Annotated in this window: 23 protein-coding genes; 14 read left to right on the forward strand and 9 right to left on the reverse strand. The window is 29.8% G+C overall.

The genetic code is table 11. From position 1 onward, the window contains the following. Positions 1 to 26: 26 nt before the first annotated feature. From LQ686_RS02375 to LQ686_RS02390, 4 genes are all read right to left on the reverse strand, one after another. Positions 27 to 1,229, reverse strand: a complete 1,203-nt coding sequence (locus LQ686_RS02375; protein ID WP_119475248.1) for a tyrosine-type recombinase/integrase — start codon at positions 1,227 to 1,229, stop codon at positions 27 to 29. Between the two features lie 11 nt (positions 1,230 to 1,240). Beyond that, positions 1,241 to 1,702, reverse strand: coding sequence for an ImmA/IrrE family metallo-endopeptidase (locus LQ686_RS02380; protein WP_058612451.1), 462 nt, complete (start codon positions 1,700 to 1,702; stop codon positions 1,241 to 1,243). Positions 1,703 to 1,718: 16 nt separating this feature from the next. Further along, positions 1,719 to 2,090, reverse strand: coding sequence for a hypothetical protein (locus LQ686_RS02385; protein WP_107596983.1), 372 nt, complete (start codon positions 2,088 to 2,090; stop codon positions 1,719 to 1,721). Between the two features lie 104 nt (positions 2,091 to 2,194). Next, positions 2,195 to 2,542, reverse strand: a complete 348-nt coding sequence (locus LQ686_RS02390; protein ID WP_107596982.1) for a hypothetical protein — start codon at positions 2,540 to 2,542, stop codon at positions 2,195 to 2,197. On the opposite strand from LQ686_RS02390, the gene LQ686_RS02395 reads away from it, so the two are divergent. From LQ686_RS02395 to LQ686_RS02415, 5 genes are all read left to right on the forward strand, one after another. Then, positions 2,521 to 3,000, forward strand: a complete 480-nt coding sequence (locus LQ686_RS02395) for an SH3 domain-containing protein (protein WP_239733123.1) — start codon at positions 2,521 to 2,523, stop codon at positions 2,998 to 3,000. The genes LQ686_RS02390 and LQ686_RS02395 overlap by 22 nt on opposite strands. A gap of 735 nt (positions 3,001 to 3,735) precedes the next feature. After that, complete coding sequence (locus LQ686_RS02400; RefSeq protein ID WP_070373244.1) at positions 3,736 to 3,936, forward strand: hypothetical protein; 201 nt, start codon at positions 3,736 to 3,738, stop codon at positions 3,934 to 3,936. Between the two features lie 177 nt (positions 3,937 to 4,113). Then, positions 4,114 to 5,598 carry a glycosyltransferase gene (locus LQ686_RS02405; RefSeq protein ID WP_239733124.1) on the forward strand — a complete coding sequence of 495 codons (1,485 nt, stop codon included), beginning with the start codon at positions 4,114 to 4,116 and terminating at the stop codon, positions 5,596 to 5,598. A gap of 29 nt (positions 5,599 to 5,627) precedes the next feature. Further along, positions 5,628 to 7,787 (forward strand): bifunctional glycosyltransferase/CDP-glycerol:glycerophosphate glycerophosphotransferase, encoded by a 2,160-nt coding sequence (locus tag LQ686_RS02410; protein ID WP_198472178.1) that lies wholly within the window; start codon positions 5,628 to 5,630, stop codon positions 7,785 to 7,787. Continuing rightward, positions 7,771 to 7,929 carry a hypothetical protein gene (locus LQ686_RS02415; RefSeq protein ID WP_158011183.1) on the forward strand — a complete coding sequence of 53 codons (159 nt, stop codon included), beginning with the start codon at positions 7,771 to 7,773 and terminating at the stop codon, positions 7,927 to 7,929. Before LQ686_RS02410 ends, LQ686_RS02415 begins: the two co-directional genes overlap by 17 nt. 110 nt (positions 7,930 to 8,039) lie before the next feature. Here the strand turns inward: LQ686_RS02415 and LQ686_RS02420 are convergent, their stop codons facing one another. From LQ686_RS02420 to LQ686_RS02430, 3 genes are all read right to left on the reverse strand, one after another. Next, complete coding sequence (locus LQ686_RS02420; RefSeq protein WP_198472176.1) at positions 8,040 to 8,768, reverse strand: hypothetical protein; 729 nt, start codon at positions 8,766 to 8,768, stop codon at positions 8,040 to 8,042. A 20-nt stretch (positions 8,769 to 8,788) separates the two neighbouring features. Beyond that, positions 8,789 to 9,007: a YolD-like family protein gene (locus LQ686_RS02425; RefSeq protein WP_311404883.1), complete on the reverse strand. Its 219-nt coding sequence runs from the start codon at positions 9,005 to 9,007 to the stop codon at positions 8,789 to 8,791. Between the two features lie 239 nt (positions 9,008 to 9,246). After that, positions 9,247 to 9,567, reverse strand: a complete 321-nt coding sequence (locus LQ686_RS02430) for a nucleoside triphosphate pyrophosphohydrolase family protein (protein WP_107596975.1) — start codon at positions 9,565 to 9,567, stop codon at positions 9,247 to 9,249. Between the two features lie 621 nt (positions 9,568 to 10,188). Between LQ686_RS02430 and LQ686_RS02435 the strand changes: the two genes are divergently transcribed. Further along, on the forward strand, positions 10,189 to 10,989 hold the full coding sequence (locus LQ686_RS02435) for a D-alanyl-D-alanine carboxypeptidase family protein (RefSeq protein ID WP_158263680.1): 801 nt from the start codon (positions 10,189 to 10,191) through the stop codon (positions 10,987 to 10,989). Positions 10,990 to 11,153: 164 nt separating this feature from the next. On the opposite strand, the gene LQ686_RS02440 is transcribed toward LQ686_RS02435, so the two are convergent. Both LQ686_RS02440 and LQ686_RS02445 read right to left on the reverse strand, forming a co-directional pair. Continuing rightward, positions 11,154 to 11,417 carry a YrhK family protein gene (locus LQ686_RS02440; protein ID WP_107572714.1) on the reverse strand — a complete coding sequence of 88 codons (264 nt, stop codon included), beginning with the start codon at positions 11,415 to 11,417 and terminating at the stop codon, positions 11,154 to 11,156. Positions 11,418 to 11,624: 207 nt separating this feature from the next. Further along, a complete protein-coding gene (locus LQ686_RS02445) occupies positions 11,625 to 12,512 on the reverse strand; it encodes a nuclease-related domain-containing protein (protein ID WP_107596816.1) in 888 nt (295 codons plus the stop codon). A gap of 163 nt (positions 12,513 to 12,675) precedes the next feature. On the opposite strand from LQ686_RS02445, the gene def reads away from it, so the two are divergent. The 8 genes from def to LQ686_RS02485 all read left to right on the forward strand — a co-directional run bounded on the left by def (position 12,676) and on the right by LQ686_RS02485 (position 21,919). Continuing rightward, positions 12,676 to 13,164 (forward strand): peptide deformylase, encoded by a 489-nt coding sequence (gene def / locus LQ686_RS02450; RefSeq protein WP_107565732.1) that lies wholly within the window; start codon positions 12,676 to 12,678, stop codon positions 13,162 to 13,164. Continuing rightward, positions 13,157 to 14,089, forward strand: coding sequence for a methionyl-tRNA formyltransferase (gene fmt / locus LQ686_RS02455; RefSeq protein WP_037587594.1), 933 nt, complete (start codon positions 13,157 to 13,159; stop codon positions 14,087 to 14,089). Before def ends, fmt begins: the two co-directional genes overlap by 8 nt. Then, positions 14,086 to 15,396 carry a 16S rRNA (cytosine(967)-C(5))-methyltransferase RsmB gene (gene rsmB / locus LQ686_RS02460; RefSeq protein WP_025904565.1) on the forward strand — a complete coding sequence of 437 codons (1,311 nt, stop codon included), beginning with the start codon at positions 14,086 to 14,088 and terminating at the stop codon, positions 15,394 to 15,396. Before fmt ends, rsmB begins: the two co-directional genes overlap by 4 nt. Before the next feature lies 1 nt (position 15,397). Next, positions 15,398 to 16,489, forward strand: coding sequence for a dual-specificity RNA methyltransferase RlmN (rlmN, locus tag LQ686_RS02465; RefSeq protein ID WP_107565737.1), 1,092 nt, complete (start codon positions 15,398 to 15,400; stop codon positions 16,487 to 16,489). A 3-nt stretch (positions 16,490 to 16,492) separates the two neighbouring features. Then, complete coding sequence (locus LQ686_RS02470) at positions 16,493 to 17,239, forward strand: Stp1/IreP family PP2C-type Ser/Thr phosphatase (RefSeq protein WP_037587595.1); 747 nt, start codon at positions 16,493 to 16,495, stop codon at positions 17,237 to 17,239. Beyond that, positions 17,236 to 19,227, forward strand: coding sequence for a Stk1 family PASTA domain-containing Ser/Thr kinase (gene pknB / locus LQ686_RS02475; protein ID WP_107596817.1), 1,992 nt, complete (start codon positions 17,236 to 17,238; stop codon positions 19,225 to 19,227). The genes LQ686_RS02470 and pknB overlap by 4 nt, the downstream gene beginning before the upstream one ends. A 130-nt stretch (positions 19,228 to 19,357) precedes the next feature. Next, complete coding sequence (locus LQ686_RS02480; RefSeq protein ID WP_107596818.1) at positions 19,358 to 20,554, forward strand: S41 family peptidase; 1,197 nt, start codon at positions 19,358 to 19,360, stop codon at positions 20,552 to 20,554. Between the two features lie 75 nt (positions 20,555 to 20,629). Beyond that, positions 20,630 to 21,919 carry a cytochrome P450 gene (locus tag LQ686_RS02485; protein WP_025904560.1) on the forward strand — a complete coding sequence of 430 codons (1,290 nt, stop codon included), beginning with the start codon at positions 20,630 to 20,632 and terminating at the stop codon, positions 21,917 to 21,919. Positions 21,920 to 21,928: the final 9 nt, after the last annotated feature.

The following is a 21,928-nucleotide window of genomic DNA, read 5'->3' on the forward strand; positions in this document are numbered from 1 at the left end:
GTAAGGGCAGATTTGATTGATTTTATCTAATATGGGATATTTTCGAGTTTTTCAATAAGTAATTTGTCCATTTTCTCGGTGACGTGAGTATATACTTTTATAGTTGTTTGTTCATCTGTATGTCCTACACGTTTCATTATAGCTTTTAATGATATATTCATTTCAACAAGCAAACTTATATGTGTATGTCGAAATGTGTGTGTTGTAATATGTTTATCAAGATTTAGGCTCTTAGCTGCCATTGCTAAGAGTCTATTTATTTTATGAGAGTATATAGGGTTTCCACCTGTAGTTGTAAATATAAATCCTCTATCTTTATATTTATCAACCCACCTAGCCATTGCTTTATGCTCTAACAAAACAGATTTTAATATATCGCATGAACGTTTATTCAATGAAATGGTTCTGTGTGAACCTATAGTTTTAGCTGTATCTTTATAACCATAACCTTCGTCATTTTTTAACCAGTGTATTGTGCCATTTACAGATAATGTTTTGTTTTGCAAGTCAATATCTTCAACTTTAAGCGCTTGTACTTCTCCAATTCTAAGTCCAGTTAATGCTTGTAATTCGATAATACTAGCAACTAGGAACTTCATCCTTTTGTTATTATATTTGCTGTTTAAAATGGTGTCTCTAATTTCTAAAACAGTATTCATTTCCAAGTAATTAAATTGCTTTTTCTTTTCCTTTTCTATTTCTTCAATAGTTTTTGGTTTTTTTGGAATTGTAATAGTATCAAATTCTGTTTTTAGATTAGTTTTAAAATGACTATCAGCATACTTGATTATTCTTACAAACATATTTAATACTCTAATTGAAACTTTTGATGAATGATTATCAAATAATTTAATGACAAGTTTTTGCATAAAGGCATGATCTATTTTATATAGTAATACATCTTTATTTATTGAATCTTTTAAATGATTGATTAATATTTTATGATTTTGTAAAGTTGTGGGCTTAATGCCTGATGTTTTTGTGTGTAATGTAAACCATTCAGTAATCACAGCGTGAAAAGTTAATTCCTTATTATCCCTAGAATAATCATTAATCTCTTTTTTTATCTTTTCTTCAAGTAATCTAATTGCTTCACGATTTGATTGTTTGTTGTTTGTATTTAGAACTACACTTGTTCTTCTCCATTTTGCAGTATAGGGGTCTTTAAACTTTTCATAGTATCTATATTGTGTCTTTCCATGTTTATTTTTAATTTTTTCTACCCACATTAATATTCCTCCTAGATAGATTTAATGCCTACTAGACGATGTGTTTTACTTCTATTGATTAACATCTCTAGTCTTTTATATGCCTCTAAATACGTTACCTTAAAATAATATACAAGTTGTTCGGCAGTCCATAACTCATTTGTAACGATTAATCTTTCAGGCATACGTAATAATAAAGAAAATTTTTCAGCTTCAGCTTCTTGTTTAAAATTAAATAAACTTTTTGTTTTCGTTTGATTGCCAAAATGCAAATGAAAATGTGCAAACTCATGACAAAATGCTTTCCACATGTTTTCTGTAGTGTCATTTTTGACGAATATAACGTCTCTGTTTCTTACTTTGGCATAAAGTGTAATAGGGGAGTTATAAACGACTAGAATGTTATAAATATTGCTTAAAAACTCTATATTTAAATCACTGTTATCTAAAATTGTATACGCAGTGATATCATTTACTATATCTTCGACTCTCATAAAATATCCTCCAAATCTAATCAAATGATCTAATTAACTTAATCACTTTACCGATTATATTTATTTTGTTTATATCTTCAATAGAGTAGCTGGTGTTATTTATAGCAACATAGTTTGATAGTTTTTTTATTTCAAATCTATCTGATTCAATAAAATTAATTTCTGCAACAAACTGGTTAAAAGGAGTACCGTTCATTTCATCATTAATAACTACAATATCTTTATCAAATAGCAAAGGCTCAATGTTGTCTGTTTCATCAAAGTAAATAATAATTGCTTGATCGTTATTTTCTATTCTTTTGTTATCTCTTGAAGTTGCAAATTTTGATATTCCAGTTCTAAATTGTTTATATCTTTCTGGGATTTCAATTAATGTGTTTGTATTCATGTTCTATTCCTCCAATTTATAAGAACGTATGTTCGGTTTAAGTTTGAAATAAAAGCCGACCAAAATATTTAGTGGTCAGCTAAATTAAAGCTATTATTTTATTATTATTGATTCCATAATTCGTCCATTTGGTTAGAATATTCTTCTTGTGATAAATCGCCATTTTCTAATTGGTCAATTAATTCTTCTTCTTTTTGCATATTACTTTCAAAGTTTGGATCTCTGTCAGTAAATTGTCCTGTATCTTCATTATAATTCCATCCAGGTTGCGAACCATCGTATCCAACTTGTTGTTCAGATAGTGGTGGTTGTTCTTCTGTTAAAACATTTTGCTCAGTTTGTTGCACTTGATTAGGTTGTTCTGTGGTTGTATCTTCAACTGATTGAGGAATTTCTGTTGTATTTTCTTCGATAGATTGTTCCTCTGTTTTTGGTAGCAGGTCATACTTCAATTGTAACGAATGGTAATATTGATGGTAATTTGATGCAGTTCCAAAGCTTAGATCAAAACTGGTATGGTGGAGGACTAAACAAATCTGAAGTAGCCCAAAGAGTCAATCATAACTATGATACAGAAATGTGGTTTATTAGACCGACGTTTAATAATAATTCGACAAGTGGTTGGCAACAAAACCAATATGGTACTTGGTATAAAACAGAGTCAGCAAGATTTACATCTAGCACTACAATTATTAAGAGATATGATGGTCCTTTTAGAAGTATGCCTCAGGCTGGGAGTATTACTTCAGGTCAATCTGTAAGGTATGATGAAGTATGTTTACAAGATGGGCATGTTTGGATAGGTTATACCGATAGTAAAGGTAAACGTACTTATATCCCAATAAGAACATGGAACGGTGTAAATCCACCAAATCATGGAGTTGGTTCATTATGGGGTACAATATCTTAAAAATTTATGATAAAATGTATTCATAAAATTATTCGTAATTTCATACTCTATAGGTTAATTAATGCAACTATTAACAAAACCCTATCTAGCGGAAACTAGGTAGGGTTGTTTTTGTTTATAATATACATAGACGGGTAGAAATAAATGTAGCTAGCTTTAGCTACATAAGTAGAATTTGGCTAATCTCAAAATTACAAACTTTTATGTATTACATGCTCCAGTCTACGAAAATTGGCTGGAGTATTATTTTTATGTTTAACATTAATTATATGTGGAATATAGAAATATCAAGGCTACCCTTGTAGATTATAGCTTTGATGATAATTTTTTCATATTAAAACGTCCATTACTTACCCTGTCACTTTGTGTGATGGGGTTATTTTTTATGTAAAAATTTAAGAATAAATCTTTAATTTTAGTTGACGTTCGTGAACGTTTATGTTATTATTAATATATAAGGAGGTGGCAAACAGTGAGTAAAACAAAAAAGCTCAAATGTGTAAGAATCACAATCAAGATAAACTTCTACTTTATCAAGATTGACTTCACATTCGAGCAATAACTTAACAGGAGAGCTTGCTCTCCTTCTCATTAACTATAATACAATAATACTCACTGTAAAACAATGAAAATGCAAATCAATGTACGCAAGACAACTAAAGAAGAAAAGAAAGAATTTTTAATCGGTGCAGGTATCTTACTTATAGCAATATTAGTTATTAAGTGGGTGATTTGATGAATGAAATAGATAAGGTATATGCAGAGATTAGACTATTGTTAGCATCAGATATTACTGCGTATCAAATTGAAAAGGGAACAGGATTAAGTAGATCAAAAATTGGTAGGCTTAAAAATGGCGAAAATTCTATAGACAATTTAAGCCTATCAAGTGCAAAGTTATTATTTGAATACGCAAAAGCCCACCTAAATGAATAGCATTTTGTTTATTAAATACTAGGATTAATAATTTACAATATATTCATAATATGGTTTAATTAATTTACAAACTTTTTTATCTTAATTAAGTTTGATATGCACCCTCACTCCTATGAGTGGGGTTTTTTTATAATAATTTTTAATTGAAGTATTAAATTGATTGAAGGAGTGATTGTATTGCTACATACTATTACATCAATACTACCAAAAGTACATGGAGGTAGAACTAAATCTTTATTATATAGGATTAAATTTCTTGAAGAGAATCTTAATCAAAAATCAATCATACATACAACAAACTACGATCCTGATTACATAAATATATATGAGGATTTTAAGGATAGAGGACTTATAAACGATTCTTTAATAATAAAAAATATTTATGAATGGTTATCAAATGATAACTTGCTAGAAAAGTATACACAACCAACTATTTTTAATAAAAGAATAAAAGAAACTAAGATTAAAGTACCAAATTTAATTGAAAAAATTGATAAAAATATTGTTAGATATTATAAAGACAAAGAGTATGTTTTATACAGAAATTTTTATGTGGGAACTAATGTATTAAAATTCGAAGATTTTATGAGTCCTTTCTCAAAGAAGAAATTAGAAAGACGAGAATATACAAAAAACGGCGTACTTCATAGAATCACTAATTATTCTGCAACTAAATACTCAAAATTATATGAAGAATATTACAATAAAAGAGGGGAATTATATTTAAAAAAGTATTTCTCAGATGTTGAAAAAAGCAAATTATTATATATCATACTATATCGTGATAGTAGACCTTATAAATTCTTTGAAAACGAGAAAGAAATGTTCACTTATTATTTCAATCATGTTTTTGAAGATGGTGCTATAGTATTCAACGATGCTAGGTTATTAGATAAATCTTTAATTGAGTGTAATAAACAGCTGAAAAGGGTATTAGTATTTCATAGTACTCATTTAGTTGATAATGGAATTAGAGGCTCATACAAAATTGCATTAAATAAAAATAGTGAAATAGACAAATATATTGTTCTTACTAATTATCAAAAGAAAGACATTCAGCAAGACTTTCAAATTAATGATAGTAAAATAAAAGTTATACCTCACTTCGTTGAAAGAATAAATGATAGCAACATTATTGATAAGATTGACCAGTTTTGTTACGTAGGTAGGATATCTAAAGAAAAACAAATTGATCATATTATACGAGCTTTCAGTAAGTATATTAAAAAAGGGTATGAATCAAAGTTACTTATATATGGGAAAGATGAAGACGGAGAAAAAAACATATTATTAAACCTCATAAGTGAATTAAATTTAGAAGAATTTGTAGAGTTTAAAGGATATACAAATAATCCAAAAGAAGTATTTAGGAAATCAATAGCATCTATATTGACGAGTAAATTTGAAGGATTTGGATTAACTATAATGGAAAGTTTAAACAATGGTTGTCCTATTATATCTTATAATATTAAGTATGGTCCAAGTGAATTAATAGAAAATTATCAAAATGGTATATTGGTAGATAAGAATAATATAGATGAGTTAGCAATTGCTATGGAAAATGCTAGAAATAACTCTCTTAAAAATGTAAAATTAAGTGAAAACTTTAGTAAGCAATCTGCGATAAATAACTATAAAAAATTATTAGATGAGCTACAATAGTAAAGAGTTTAGAAAATGGAGAGATAAAATTGAATAAGCTATCAATTATTATTACATATTATAATAATGAAGAACATATTTTAGATTGTATTGAAAGTATAAAGAAACAAAGAAATCAAAACTTTGATTTAATTATAGTTGATGATGGTTCAACTGATTCATCAGCTAATTTGATTAAAGACTCAATTAGTGATTACGATAAAAGTATTACGTATATTAAATTAGAATATAATTCTGGACATGCATACGCTCGTAACAAAGCATTAGAAAAAGTTAACACACAATACTTAATGTTTTTAGATGCCGATGATCAATTGGCAAGTTATGCTGTTGAGTATTATTTGTCAAAAGTTAATGGATTAGATGGTTTAATAGCACCTATTCATAAATTTACAATTAATAAACCTCAATATGTAGATAAAGACAAAATAAGAATTGAATATTTAACTCAAAAATCAAATCCCAATTCATTTTTAAGAAAAAATACTGCTTGTAATATTTTATTTAAAACAGCAATTATAAAAGCGCATAATATTAGATTTAATGAAAATTTAAAAATATATACAGATGCATCATTTATACTGGATTATATAAACTATGCTGAGAGATTTGTAAGATTATTTGACTTTCCTTTTTATTACAGAGGAGAAATATATGATCCTTTCGAAGGAAACACTCTAAGTGACCAAGATTTTATTTTAACTTTTGAAGACTACGTCAATAGTTACATCGATTCAGTAAAGAGGACAAATAATAAAAAAGTCTTAAATTTTTTAACTCATAAAATGAAATTAGAGATTAAAAATGGTTTTGACCCTTCCTTAAGAGACATTGAGTTAAGGTATAATATGCTCGAGAAACCATTGGTTAAAATTGTTAAGACCATAAAGTGGGATTTATTAAAAGACTCAAAACTACTTTATAATTTAGAGATACTATTTTTATCTATGAACGCTGTAGAAAATGCTAAATATGTCAACAATTTAAGAAGTGTAAGTAGACATGTTAAAAATATAGTGCAAAATAATAAAATGAAAAATAGGTCTAAATATCAACTATTGGATAAGGAAGAATCTGTAGATTCAAATACAATTGTTTTTGAATCATTTGGTGGTAAGAACTATAGTGATAGCCCGAAATATATTTATGAGTATATGCAAAAAAATTATCCTAAATTAAACTATATATGGGTATTTAATAATCCAGATAAAAATGTAATTATAGGTAATGCTGAAAAAGTTAAAAAGGGCTCTAAAGAATATTATGATGCTTATTCTAAAGCTAAGTTTTGGGTTTCTAATGCTAGGCTACCGTTATATTTAAATAAAAAAGAAAATCAAATATATATTCAAACTTGGCACGGTACACCATTAAAACGCTTAGCTAATGATATGAAAGTTGTAAGAATGCCAGGTACAACAACAGCTAAATATAAAAAGAATTTTTATGCTGAGACTTCTAGATGGGATTATTTAGTTTCTCCAAATAGGTATTCTACTAATATTTTTAAAACGGCATTTTGGATGGATGAAGAACGTACTTGGGAAATTGGTTATCCACGTAATGATATATTAGTTAACAGAAGCAATGATCAAGAATACATCAATCAAATCAAAAAAGACTTAAATTTACCTGAAGATAAAAAAGTTATAATGTATGCTCCTACATGGAGAGATGATGAATTTGTCAAAAAGGGACAATACTTATTTGATTTAAAGATTAATTTAGAAAATCTACAAAAAGAATTAGGAGAAAATTATGTGATTCTGTTAAGAATGCATTATTTAATTGCTAATGCTTTAGATTTAAATGGATATGAAGATTTTGCAATTGACGTATCTAATTATAGTGATATTTCTGAATTATATTTAATATCGGATGCACTTATTACGGATTATTCATCAGTAATGTTTGATTTTGGTATACTTAAAAGACCGCAATATTTCTTTGCATATGATATAGAGAAATATGATAAAGGTTTAAGAGGTTTCTATATGGATTATATGAATGATTTACCAGGAGAAATCATAACAGATGAATTTAAATTAGCTGAAGAATTAAAAAATATAGATGAACACAAAAAAAAATATAAAGACAAAATAGAAAAGTTTTATGAAAAATTCTGTTCTTTAGAAAAGGGTCAATCATCTAAGTTTATAGGGGATTTTATTAATGAAAAAACAAAATAAAATATTTAATTTACTGGGAATAGCAACAATTATAGCATTATTTTTAAAGTACAAAGAAAATATAATTGATTTTATTAATCCGTATGATGATAAAAGTGATTATGAAAATATAGATACAAATGATAATGAAAATTTAATTTAATCATAAAAATTACCCACCTTAATTGGTGGGTTTTTTATATGCTATAATTTAATTAAGCGGAAGAGGTTAAGACTATATAGAGGTGGCTGCTACAGACAGTCGCCTTTTTATTATGATATAGGTTTTTGAACATCTTTAATTAGTTTACATAGAGCTTCTATTTGACTTAATGCTTTTGATAATTCTTGATCATATTTTACAGTATATTTTTTATTACCTTTATATATTTCGTATTTATATGATGACTCATATAAATATAGTGAAAGTAAATTAAAGTCACTTATACCAAACTTTAAATTTTTCAAAGTAAGTAATTTATTTGTTATTTTATCTAATGAATCATTATTTAAACTTAAATGATGGTTACTTACTAATTTTTTTATCTCAAAATCGTAATTATCAATACAATTAATGACTAATTCACTTTTTAAATAATCGTATTTAGAAAATGTTATATATGAGTTAAACAAAGGTGTTTCATATCTATATATATTTTTATATGGAGGATAACCTGAATCAAATTTTATTTCATACATGGGTACATCATGTAATAATTCAACATTACCAATATTATAATCAAAATTATTGATTTTACTTAACATAACTTCAAATTTTTTTCTATGATGCTCAGTAATCAAATCTATCATCTGTAATGTTTTATGATTTCTTTTTATTTCATTATCTTTATCTTTTTTATTATTATTCCAAATACTATAAAACGTAAGACCAAAAGCAAGTAAAGTAACTATAGCAGCAAATAATTCTACACCATGATCGTATAAGAAATTAATTTTATCAATACTTCCACTTTTTGTATAAAAATTTATATTTATAATCATCATCTCCTTATAAAAATAGTTTACTCTATTCCCACAATACAATCCATATTCAATCTTATCTTCTGCTTGTCTTTAATAACTTCTAACTTATTCCTTTCACTATCAAATCTATTTATCTCACATTCAATAGTTTTGTAGTATCCATCTTCCCAATACTTAATCGTTGCTGGTGGATCATAAAATAATTTCTGCGCTAACATATCATTTAATTTTCTTAATACAACTTTATCACGTATAATTTTTTATTCTATTATACTAACGACCATTCTGTTCTTTTTAAGTGATTTTGAGGGCAAACTCGGGGCAAGTTGATTAAAAACCTTCTCTTTTTCCATGTATTCTAGCTTATTTATCATCTCGTTTTTCATCTGATTTATTACGTGGGTACAAATTCCTAAAGTAGTCCTATTAATTGGCGGGTGTTTTTATAAAATAAAAAAGTAACCGAAAAACAGTTACTTAATACAGGTTGTAAAATTTACTCAATATTAAAATCATTTTGTTTTTTCTTGATAAAATCTTCTACAGCTTTGTTAAAATCCACTTCACTTTTATCTGATATAACTGCTAACCACCATACAACTTCACCGATTTTATATTCTAAGTTATTTGTTTCATCTTTTTTAGCTGGCCAAATATTTGCTTCATCCATTATAAGTCTGTTAATCAATCCAACATCTGTTGACATCGCCAATGCATCTTCTTGTATTTCCCATTTTCTACCATGATATTTTTCTTCTAAAGCATGGTATGCTTTACGAATTTTCATACTTTCTTCTACAACTTTATTCAATTCCATTACTATTTCCTCCTAAGAAATTTACTTTACTATACTATACATTATATTCATCGTACGAACAAGCGTTCTGTTTTGTAAAGGTAGTTTATTAATAGTAATAATATTTAAATTTATAGAAAACAATATTATAATGTAGAAACTAGATTGATAACTTAAAATTTGAGCAAGGGCAAAAAAAGGGCAATTTTTGTAGACAACAGGAAAATGTATTGAAAATTTTAATTGATAATATTTTATAAATACTGCAATGATCAATCATTTTAGACTATGTCGGATAGTAGTAATTTTCTTTGATTAATCCGCAAATGATGATGTAAATAGAAAGAAACCCGTGAAATGTGAAGATTTCACGGGTTTTTTGTATGTGTATAGATGAAAATGTAGGTTTTTACGTAAGTACAGGTGCCATTAAAAGCAGTTCTGTCCAAAGGTGCAAATACTGATACTGTTATTAGCAGTTCTGTCCAAAGGTGCAAATAATGAGAGGTATCACTTTGTAATGTATTAATAGTCAAAAATGAAAGTAACACTACTTGTTGGTATAATGAATTCAAGTTTCGTTAACGTAATTCGATGAATTAGTGTTTTTTACAATCATCTTTAAAAATGAGGAGTGATGTAATGACTATACATAACGATAAAGAGATAAAAAAATTCAATGACACTGATATAACTGATGAACAAGCTGAACAAATTTTTATTAAAGAAATGAATAAAAAAGCAATACAATTAGGATGCCACGATACAAAAATACTTAATTCAACTGGTCTAACTGCTGTTGGTCAATTATCTACAGCATATGATTTTAATATTTTTACTTTACAAGCGAGTGCATATCAAGAAATTGCCAATGTTTGGGGACAAAAATCGTACAATCTACATGTATTAGGACAAAATGCTAGAAGTTTGATAGTAGAAACAAGTGTAGCTAGTCCGTCTATTGATAATTATTACAAAATTTTGGGTGGTAAAACGGGAACAGTTGGTTTTATAAAAAATTTAACAGCGATTATATATACAAATAATGAAATATTTGTTGCTACTATTATGAGAGGTAGTTCGGATCGATTTAATGATTCGAAAATAGCAATTGATGAAGCTATTAAGAAAGATAGTAACGAAAATTATGATGTTACAAAAATAGGAGATGCAAATTCTTCGTTTTCAATCATCAAATATCCAAAAGTAAATCCAGTATTGTTAACAAATTTCAGACCAGAAATCTTATTGTCGAAAAATGAGACACTTAAGCAAAATCCTGCAAGTATGATGAAAGTAGTAACAGCAATCGTTATGTTAGAAAACATGGAAAACATCAACAATACAATAACTTTCAATGAAAGTGATTTTGTTGGAGAATCTGGTGTGAAATTGAAAGTCGGTGACAAAATAACAATGAGAGATGCTTTATATACAATGTAATTATCATCATCTAACGATACTGCAAAAGCAGTTGCAAGAACAATTGGACATACAATTAATTATAATAGAATGAAAAATATAATCTCTTAAGTAGATGATCACATGAAGTAACAATGGTATCACTTGGAATTTGATTTGGTATTAAATATTGATGATGTCTAATTCTAGTTCTCTTTTCTAATTTTGCTTATGTGAATATCTCTTGAAATTGCAATCAAAGGACGAATGAGCATTTGGAAACTCCCAATTACAAATAGAACAGTTCCTGCAAAAGTAGTTGATTCATTAAAAAATAGAATACTACCCGTTATAAATATCATCGCAAGAATGATATCGTTAATTTGATATAGAAATTTATAAAAAGTAACAACTTTAACATCAATATTGAAAATGGTGAATTCCAATTCATTTTTATTTTTAGTGTGCATAATCCTCACCTCAAGTTGATAATATCAATAAATAGATTAAATTCAAGAAATTGATGTATGTGGGGGAGTACTGACTTCGTTATTAGCAGTTTTGGCCAAAGGTGCAAATACTGATACTGTTATTAGCAGTTTTGGCTAAAGGTGCAAATACTGACCCCGTTAAAAGCAGTTCTTGTTAAAAGTGCAAATAACGAACACCACAATAGTTTATTTAGGGAAGAATTTTCTATTTCTTTTCTTAGCTGATTTAAAATACTTGTTACAAACACGACCAATCGTATATTCTTTCACCGGATAACACCACTGGATGGCTTCATCAAATGTGAAGCCGTCTCTTTTTAAATAATAGAGTTCTTTCAAATTGTACAGAATGATTTTTTCGGATTTGATCTTACAATGACAGTACGTGCAGTTATAGTAGATTTTACTTTCTACTATATTGATTGTGTTCATTTTTCTGCACCTCGGGCATTTTATACCTGCTAAGCTGATGTCGAAGTATGGTGTGATTTCTTTTTGATAATAAGTGGAGTGAATTTTCTTGTGTTGCAATAAAAAGTTTAATAATGCGGGGTTAAACTTTGATGATTGGGATAGTAAAATATCTTTGATTTGATTCAATTGATTGAAGTAGATGATATTTTGATCATGTGGCCAGTTTCCAACGGGTATAAAATGAGGATTCGTAAAAATGATATAAGGCTGAATATTTATATGTATACCATTTTGATACAGTAATTTTTCTAATTCAGATTTCATAAATTGAGTTTGTTTAATGGGGGATTTCGTAGTGATTCCGTAACTATTTTTTAAGAAATCTTGTTCGAAGTGCCACTCGTCTCTATAATGTTTAATTTCAAATAAGAAAAGTGTATTATCTGTTGCGACTAAATAATCAATTTGGACATGATGTTGATTACCGAATTCGAAGTCGTAAATATAGCAGATGTTTGGTATCGTGTTTAAAAATAATTTTAAATAGCGTTCTCCTTCTTTACCATTGTAATAAGTTAGAAGATTATTTCTCTCATCTTTCGATAAAATCTTCCGTGATTCAAGTGCGAGTAAATATTGATAGTAATCGGATGTGTTCATAAAGGACTCCTTTCTGTTATTTATTGGTAATTCAATTTTACTTCGATTACTTAAAAATTTCTATCAAATCAATATAAGCGACTGTAGATGAATTTTCCCTGTCGCTTTTTATATTGATTTACGTTATAATTATACGATGAGTTTTTAAAAAGGAGCGATAGATATGGCTGTAAAACCACTTGTTACGGTACCAAATCCAATATTAAATAGAGAAGTTAAAGATGTTGTGACTTTTGATGAGTCTTTAAAAACATTAATTGCTGATTTAGAGGATACAATGTTTGAAAATGATGGGGTGGGTATAGCTGCACCTCAAATTGGCGTTGATCTTAAAGTTGCGATTGTTGATATGGAGCAAGAAGGTATTTTGCAGCTGATCAATCCAACGATTGTTTCTCAATCTGAAGAAACTGAAGCTGATGTAGAAGGTTGTCTCAGCGTACCTGGCGTCTTTGGAGAAGTGAACAGAAGTAAAATGATTGTTGTGAAAAGTAATGATTTAAATGGTAATGAAGTTGAACTAACTGCGTATGATGATATTGCACGTATTATTTTACATGAAGTAGATCATTTATATGGTGAGTTATTCACGGATAAGATGACAAGAGAAATTAGCGAAGAAGAACTAGAGGAGATGTATAAGGATGAGTAAAATTGTATTTATGGGTACACCAGATTTTTCTACAGGCATTCTTGAAATGCTAATCGAAGAACATGAAGTGATTGCAGTTGTTACTCAACCTGATCGTCCAGTAGGTAGAAAAAAAGTACTGACACCACCTCCTGTTAAAAAAGTAGCAGTCGAACACAATATTCCAGTATATCAACCTGAAAAATTAAATCATTCTCCAGAATTAGAAGAGATTATTAATTTACAACCTGATTTAATCGTAACTGCAGCATTTGGACAGCTATTACCAAAATCACTATTAGATGCGCCAAAATATAAAGCAGTCAATGTACATGCTTCATTGCTACCTAAATATCGCGGTGGTGCTCCGATTCATTATGCAGTTATGAATGGTGAGAAGAAGACAGGCGTAACAATTATGTATATGGCAGAAAAATTAGATGCAGGTAATATTATTAGCCAAGATGAAATCGACATTAAAGAGAACGACACAGTAGGAGATGTTCATGATCAACTAGCAGTACTCGGTACAGCATTATTGAAACGAACTTTACCTACTATTTTTAATGGAACAAATGATAGCATTCCTCAAGATGAATCTCTTGTAAGTTTTGCTTCAAATATTTCAAGAGAAGATGAAAGAATTGACTGGACACAAGATGCTGAATCAATTCATAACCATATTAGAGGGTTATCACCTTGGCCAGTTGCTTATACAACGATGAATGATAAAAATATGAAATTGTGGCGCAGTGAAATTGTAAGAAATGTTAAAGGTAATCCAGGAGAAATTGTTGAAACAACTAAATCAGCTATTATTGTAGCAACAGGTAGTGAAGATGGTGTTGCTTTAACTGAAATACAATTAGCAGGTAAAAAACGTGTGCAAGCACGAGATTATTTAAGCGGATTACAATCAAAAATTGATGGGACTAAATTAATATGATGAAAAACAATGTAAGAAACGTTGCATTAACGATTCTAGATGATGTACTAACAGGTGAAGCATATAGTAATCTACAACTTAATGAAGCGATAAAAAACGAAGCCGTATCTAAAAAAGATGTCGGATTATTAACAGAACTTGTATATGGTACTTTACAAAGAAAAATCACTTTAGAATATTTAATTGAACCTTTTATTAAGACGAAGTTAAAAGGTTGGATGAAACGTCTATTAATCATGAGTGCATATCAATATGTATATTTAGATAAAGTTCCAAATCATGCGATTATCAATGAAGCTGTCAATATTGCTAAAGTACGCGGTGATTTACACAATAGTAAAGCAATCAATGCGATTCTTAGAAATTTCATGTCTACACCATTAAGAACATTAGATGAAATCAAACATGATGATAAGAAACTTTCAATAGAGGGTAGTGTACCTTTATGGTTAACGAAACATTGGATTACACATTTTGGATATGAAAAGACAAGAGAAATGTGTTTACTAAGTTTAACACCGCCAGATACAACAGTAAGAGTAAATACAACACGTATATCTGTTGAAGATGCAGTTGAAAGATTACAAAGTAATGGTTATACTGTCGAAATAGATAAAGACATAGAAAGATGTTTACATGTTAAAGGTGAAGCCATTGTAAATGATAGATTATTTAAAGATGGTTTATTATCTGTACAAGATAAGAGTTCAATGTTTGTAGCAGAAATTTTGAATCCAAAACCGAATAGTACAGTATTAGATACATGTAGTGCACCAGGTGGTAAGACTTGTCATATCGCTGAAATCATGAATCAAACAGGTCATGTTGATGCGTTTGACATTCACCCACATAAAATAGATTTAATTGATTTTAATATCAAAAAATTAAGACTTAAAAATGTAACAGCAGCTGTACACGATGCAACTCAGCCTTTTGATCAAACATATGATTACATCCTTGTAGATGCACCGTGTAGTGGATTTGGTGTCATGAGAAGAAAGCCTGAAATTAAATATGACAAGACGTCAAAAGATGTTGAATCATTATGGCACTTACAATTAGAGATCCTTGAAAATGCGAGTAAATCTCTCGCACCGAATGGAGAATTAGTGTACTCAACTTGTACAATCGAACAAATGGAAAATGAAAATGTTGTTTATTCATTCTTAAAAGCAAATCCAGAGTTTGAATTCGCACCATTTATAGATCCAAGAACAAATCAAGAAACTAAAACATTACAGCTACTACCTCAAGATTATAATTCAGATGGTTTCTTTATTACTAAAATTAAGAGAAAGGAAAGTTAATATGCCAGCGATACAGAAAAAACGCAATAAATTTATGCCAAACTTCGAAAGACCTTCAATATATTCATTACAATTAGGAGAATTAGAAGATTGGTTGATCGATCAATCAGAACCAAAGTTTAGAGCTAAACAAATTTTTGATTGGTTATATGTTAAAAGAGTAGACGCTTTTAGCGAAATGACAAATCTTTCAAAAGAATTGAGAGAAAAACTAGTTCAATCATTTGAAATTACAACGTTAGAAGTAGCTGTTAAACAAGAAAGTAAAGATGGAACTATCAAGTTTCTTTTTGAATTACAAGATGGATACACGATTGAAACAGTATTAATGAGACATGAATATGGGAATTCAGTTTGTGTGACAACTCAAGTAGGTTGTCGTATAGGTTGTACGTTCTGTGCCTCATCAATTGGTGGATTGAAACGTAACCTTGAAGCGGGTGAAATTGTTGCGCAAGTATTAACAGTTCAAAAAGCTTTAGATGCTACGGATGAGCGTGTTAGCCAAGTTGTTATTATGGGTATTGGTGAACCATTTGAGAACTATGATGAAATGATGGGATTCTTAAAAATCATTAATCATAATAAAGGTTTAAACATCGGTGCACGTCATATTACAGTTTCTACATCAGGAATTGTTCCTAAAATTTATGATTTTGCTGATGAATCACTACAAATAAACTTCGCATTGAGTTTACATGCAGCTGATAATGAAACACGTTCTAGATTGATGCCTATTAACAGAGCTTATGATTTAGATAAATTAATGGAAGCTATTGAATACTATGTCAACAAAACGAATAGAAGAATCACATTTGAATATGGTTTATTCGGAGGCGTGAATGACCAAGTTCATCATGCAAAAGCATTGGCAAAATTAATTAAACATTTAAACTGTCACGTGAACTTAATTCCAGTTAACCACGTACCAGAACGTGATTATGTAAAAACATCAAAAGAAGATATCTTTAAATTCGAAAAAGAATTAAAAAGAAACGGGATAAATGCTACAATAAGACGTAATCAAGGTGCAGATATTGATGCTGCATGTGGACAACTAAGAGCAAAAGAGCGAAAAGAAGAAACGAGGTAACAAATCATGGAAGCACGGTTTTTTACAGATGTCGGTCAATTTCGAGAACAAAATGAAGATGCAGGTGGTATCTATACAAATCAAACAGGTCAAGTGTTATTAGTGATTTGTGATGGTATGGGTGGACATGCTGCTGGTGAAGTTGCAAGTCAATTTGTGAATGATTCACTTAAAGCTAGATTCGAAGATGAAAATTATATTGAATATGATCATGCTGAAGATTGGTTGCAATCTAACTTAGCTGATATAAACAGACAATTATATAACGAGTCTATGAACAATGAGATGTATAGAGGCATGGGTACAACTTGTGTTTGTGCTCTAGTCTATGAAAAAGACATCGTTGTAGCTAATATAGGTGATTCACGTGCTTATTTGATGAACAGTCGTGAAATGATGCAATTAACAAATGATCATACATTTGTTAATCATCTTGTTACGATTGGGGAAATTACGAAAGAAGAAGCTTTCACGCATCCTCAAAGAAACATTATTACAAAAGTTATGGGAACAGATAAACGTGTTAACCCAGATATTTTTTACTACAATACAAAATTTTATGATTATTTGCTTTTAAATTCAGATGGTTTGACAGATTACTTACATGAAGATGACGTTCAACAAATTGTGATGTCTCATAAAGGTACGGTTGAGGATATTGGTGAAACGCTTATCGAAGAAACAATAGAAGTCGAAGGTAAAGATAATATCTCGTTAATATTATATCCATTTGAAGGTGGAAAAATATGATAGGTCGCATAATCGCCGGTCGCTATGAATTTGTGAAGTATCTTGGTGGCGGTGGTATGAGTAACGTCTATTTAGCGAAAGATAAGATCTTGAACCGTGATGTAGCAGTGAAAGTAATCAACATACCGCCTTATGAAAAAGAAAAAGCCGTTGAACGTTTCGAACGAGAAGTTCAAAATACGACGATTTTAAGTCATAGTAACGTTGTGAATGTACTGGATGTAGAAGAAGATGATAATTGTTATTACCTTGTTATGGAATATATAGAAGGACCAACATTAAAGGAATATCTATGTAAAGAAGGTAAGTTATCTGCAGATGAAGCGGTTGAAATGACGCTTCAAATCTTAAAAGGTATCGCACATGCACACCATCATCGAATTATTCATCGAGATATTAAACCGCAGAACATTCTCATGACTAAAAATGGGACGTTAAAAATATTAGACTTTGGTATCGCAAGGGCATTAAGTGAAACAGCTCTAACTGAAACGAATCATGTTATGGGTTCTGTTCAATATTTATCGCCTGAACAAGCTAAAGGTCAATCAACAGATGAATCATCAGATATTTATTCTATTGGTATTGTATTGTATGAATTATTAACAGGACACCCACCATTTAATGGGGAAACGCCTGTAAGTGTAGCCATTAAACATATTCAAGAAGAGTTGCCTTCTATTAGAAAAGAACGACCATCTATACCTCAAAGTATAGAAAATGTCATTATGAAAGCAACGCGTAAAGAAAAGTCACTCAGGTACCGTGATACAAATGAAATGTATAATGACCTTTTAACAGCATTGGATGATGAACGTAAAGATGAATTACCTAGGTATGATTCTGATTCAGATACTAAAACAATGCCCGTTATAAAAGCAGATGAAGAAGAAAGTGATACAAAGACTGTTCCAAATGCAACGACGCAACAAAATGCTAATGCACAACAACAAAATACGGAAACAAATAAGCCTAAACGTAAGCGAAATAAATGGTTAATCGTTTTTGTACCTATTTTACTATTATGTATGTTAGTAGGTGCAATCGGTTTTGCCTTAACAGCACCTAAATATGTAGATGTGCCTAACTTATTAGGAAAATCACGTGGTGAAGCCTTAGCTTTAATAGATGAAAAAGGTTTAAGTAAAGGCAAAATAACAGAAGCCTATAGTAATAGCTTTAAAGAAGGCGAAGTTATGAAAGTAACACCTAAAGTAGGTAGTAAAGTCAAAGAGATGACTAAAGTTGATTTAGTGATATCTCAAGGTGTTAAGACGTTTACCGTAGAAGATTATGTTGGAAAATCAGCAGACAAAACGAAAAAGCAATTAGAAAAACAAGGCTTTGAATCTGTCCGTATAAAAGAACAATACGATAAAGCGGTGAATGGCACAGTAATTAATCAAAATATTGAACCAGGTTCTAAAGTCGTACCTAAAGATACGATGATTATTTTGACAAAATCAATCGGCGTGAAGCAAGAATACGTTAAAGATTATACGGGTGAAGAAATCAGTAAAGCAACTTCTGAACTTGAAGCGCTAGGATTTAAAGTAGAACAATCTGAAGTTGAAAGTGATGAACCAGCAGATACAATTGTCAAACAATCATTTAAAGATGGACAATTGCCAGTCGAATCAACGATTTACTTTGATGTATCTAAAGGTGAAGATAAAGACTCTGACTCAGATAAATCAGATGACAAAGATAAAAATGATGACAACAATGATAATGCAAGAGATAAAACATATACACAATCAGTTTATATACCATTTACAGGATCTGATAGTAAAAAAGGTCAAAAAGTAGAAATCTTTGTTAAAGATAAATCAAATGATATTAAAAAAGTTGCAGATTCCTTTACGATTAAAAAAGATACAACAAGAAGCATTAATTTCACGATTCCAAAAGGCGAATCAGCTGAATATCGCGTTGAAGTAGATGGTAAAGAAATTGAAAGTAACACAATTCATTACGATGATTTCTAAATATATGAAAAGTATATAGCTATATGAGAGACTGAAACATTAAACAGTGTTTCAGTCTCTATTTTTATACACTATTGATTTAATGCTTAGTTCTTAGTAAAATTTAGAAAATGAGTCTGGGGTGAAAAATATGCTTCCTTATGTGTCTTTATATGAATATGTATATCGTCAAACAGAACATGCTATTGTAGATGCTGATCAAAAGAACGCTATTTATGAAGAGTATAAAAATATTGTGACCTCATCTCATCTGACTGATCAAGTCTTTATAGAAGTTATGAATAATTTCTTCTATGATATAGGCTTGTTAAATACGTCTATTAAGGCATTGAAAGTTCCTGACAAGCAAGTGGGGATTAAGGTGAGGGCTACTAAGGATGCTTTAGTTGTTATGGAAGTGCTGGATGATATACGCTTTGTTGTTGGTGATGAAATTACACAGTTATCAGGGGATTCTATTGAATATTGTAGAATGAGATATCATCGTTTATTAAAAGATGAACCATACCATAGAGAAGAATGGGGACATATTTTAACTTTCCAAAATGAAGTAGAAGTAAAAAGAGCGAATCAAACTTATCGCTTTGAATTGAGACATTATCCGGTGAGTACTGAACATACGATTGATATGACAGTTAAGGATGATGTGCCAATATTAGAATTTAACGGAGATATAAGTTTTGAACAAGCTGTTGAAGCGTTATATAAATTATCCAAAATTCAAGAATCATCTAAAAAAGTCGTGTTTGATTTTAGGAATGCACAATTTAAAAATTTAAGTATCGCAGAGTTTCTTATACCTTATTTTTATGAGATTGGTAATCAAGAAACGATATTAACGAGAGACACACACGTAAAGGTTGAGCGAGAGCGTCATAAGACGTTATTTAAGCAAAAATTAGAACGTTTGTATAAAGCGTGCAGTGAAATGAATGAACAAGCTTTTTATCAAAATATTTTGGATCAACCTGTTGGTGATTGGAAACTCTTTGATGATGATAAAATTGATTTTATCGGATTAAGTCGATTTGAAGAAATTGTGGTCTTAATTGATAAGGATACATCTTATGCAGCTGAATGGCTCGTTTATAAAATAGCAAAATCGGGAATAGTCAATCTTGTCGGAAGACCAACAAGTGGGAATTTATCATTTTTTAATATTGTTGAAGAAATTATTGATCAACGATTTATACTTAGTTTTCCAGTTGATAATCTAAGTCAATCGATTCAAGATGATGTCGTTTATCCAGATACGCTAATTGAGTGGTCAAAAAGGCATGCATTAGTTGACAAAGATATAAAATTTTCAATTGATAATAGTAGTTGATTGATTATTTTCGCAGAAAATGAAATAATATGTAAGTATATGAAATTTACAAAAATTCTAGGGGGCATTAACTTTATGGGTAAGCAAATACCAAAAGATAGAGGTCTAGACAGTACATTAAAAGTCTTAAAAGAAGGCTATAAATATGTACCAAATAGACTTGAGAAATTTGATACAAATATTTTTGAATTAAGAGCATTAGGTGGAAGAAGAACAGTTGTATTTAGCGGTAAAGAAGCTGCAGAGATTTTTTATAACAATGAATTAATTGAAAGACAAGGTACGTTACCTAAACGTGTTGTTAATACTTTATTCGGTAAAGGCGCTATACATACTACTGGTGGTAAAAAACACATAGACCGTAAAGCTCTATTTATGTCATTAATGACTGAAGAAAACTTAGAATATTTGAGAGAACTTACACGTAGTACTTGGTTTATGAATACTGAACGTATGGAAAGAATGGACGAAGTTAACGTTTATAAAGAATCTATCATTCTATTAACTAAAGTTGGATTTAGATGGGCAGGCATTATCGCTTCTCCTGAAGAAATCGAAAGCTGTGCTAAAGATATGGATACTATGATCGATTCATTCAAAAATATCGGTACTGCATTCAAAGGTTATAGAGAAGCTAAAAAAGCAAGAGATAGAGTAGAAACATTCCTAGAAAATCAAATTATTGCAGTACGTGAAGGTAAATTAACACCTCCACAAGGTACAGCATTACATGAATTTAGTCATTGGGAAGATTTTGAAGGTAATTTAATGGATTCTAGATTGTGTGCGATCGATTTAATGAACGTTGTGCGTCCTCTAGTCGCAATTAACCGTTTTGTTAGTTTCGGTGTGAAAGCATTACATGATTATCCAGGAGAAGCAGAAAAAGTTTTCAATAATGAAAATGACTATGCTTATAAATTTGTACAAGAAGTTAGAAGATTCTATCCTTTCGTACCATTTTTACCTGGTAAAGCAGCAGTAGATATCGAATTTGATGGCTATACTATTGAGAAAGATACGTTCTTAGTATTAGATATTTACGGAACATTGCATAGAGAAGGCTTATGGGAGAATCCAGAAAGATTCTATCCAAACCGCTTCAGCGATTGGGACGGAAGCCCATTTGATTTAATACCTCAAGGTGGCGGCGATTATTATACAAACCACCGTTGTGCGGGTGAATGGATGACAATTATCATCATGGAAGAATCAATGAAATACTTCGCTAGAAACATTTCATATGATATGAAAAAAGACCAAGACCTATCTGTTAATTTAAATAAATTACCAGGTCGTGTCGTAAGTGGTACAATCATTGAAAATGTTAATGCATTAGTAAACCGTAACGTAGAATCAGTTTAATCATGAATT

This window comes from Mammaliicoccus sp. J-M41, from assembly GCF_022385935.1.
Lineage (GTDB): Bacteria > Bacillota > Bacilli > Staphylococcales > Staphylococcaceae > Mammaliicoccus > Mammaliicoccus sciuri_A.

Coding starts and splice junctions, on each gene's coding strand:
- LQ686_RS02480 (WP_107596818.1), top strand. CDS start 19,358: ATGCTTCCTTATGTGTCTTTATATGAATATGTATATCGTCAAACAGAA.
- LQ686_RS02375 (WP_119475248.1), bottom strand. CDS start 1,229: ATGTGGGTAGAAAAAATTAAAAATAAACATGGAAAGACACAATATAGA.
- rlmN (WP_107565737.1), top strand. CDS start 15,398: ATGCCAGCGATACAGAAAAAACGCAATAAATTTATGCCAAACTTCGAA.
- LQ686_RS02380 (WP_058612451.1), bottom strand. CDS start 1,702: ATGAGAGTCGAAGATATAGTAAATGATATCACTGCGTATACAATTTTA.
- LQ686_RS02440 (WP_107572714.1), bottom strand. CDS start 11,417: ATGCACACTAAAAATAAAAATGAATTGGAATTCACCATTTTCAATATT.
- LQ686_RS02445 (WP_107596816.1), bottom strand. CDS start 12,512: ATGAACACATCCGATTACTATCAATATTTACTCGCACTTGAATCACGG.
- def (WP_107565732.1), top strand. CDS start 12,676: ATGGCTGTAAAACCACTTGTTACGGTACCAAATCCAATATTAAATAGA.
- rsmB (WP_025904565.1), top strand. CDS start 14,086: ATGATGAAAAACAATGTAAGAAACGTTGCATTAACGATTCTAGATGAT.
- LQ686_RS02415 (WP_158011183.1), top strand. CDS start 7,771: ATGAAAAAACAAAATAAAATATTTAATTTACTGGGAATAGCAACAATT.
- LQ686_RS02430 (WP_107596975.1), bottom strand. CDS start 9,567: ATGGAATTGAATAAAGTTGTAGAAGAAAGTATGAAAATTCGTAAAGCA.
- LQ686_RS02420 (WP_198472176.1), bottom strand. CDS start 8,768: ATGATTATAAATATAAATTTTTATACAAAAAGTGGAAGTATTGATAAA.
- pknB (WP_107596817.1), top strand. CDS start 17,236: ATGATAGGTCGCATAATCGCCGGTCGCTATGAATTTGTGAAGTATCTT.
- LQ686_RS02485 (WP_025904560.1), top strand. CDS start 20,630: ATGGGTAAGCAAATACCAAAAGATAGAGGTCTAGACAGTACATTAAAA.
- LQ686_RS02400 (WP_070373244.1), top strand. CDS start 3,736: ATGAATGAAATAGATAAGGTATATGCAGAGATTAGACTATTGTTAGCA.
- LQ686_RS02385 (WP_107596983.1), bottom strand. CDS start 2,090: ATGAATACAAACACATTAATTGAAATCCCAGAAAGATATAAACAATTT.
- LQ686_RS02435 (WP_158263680.1), top strand. CDS start 10,189: ATGACTATACATAACGATAAAGAGATAAAAAAATTCAATGACACTGAT.
- fmt (WP_037587594.1), top strand. CDS start 13,157: ATGAGTAAAATTGTATTTATGGGTACACCAGATTTTTCTACAGGCATT.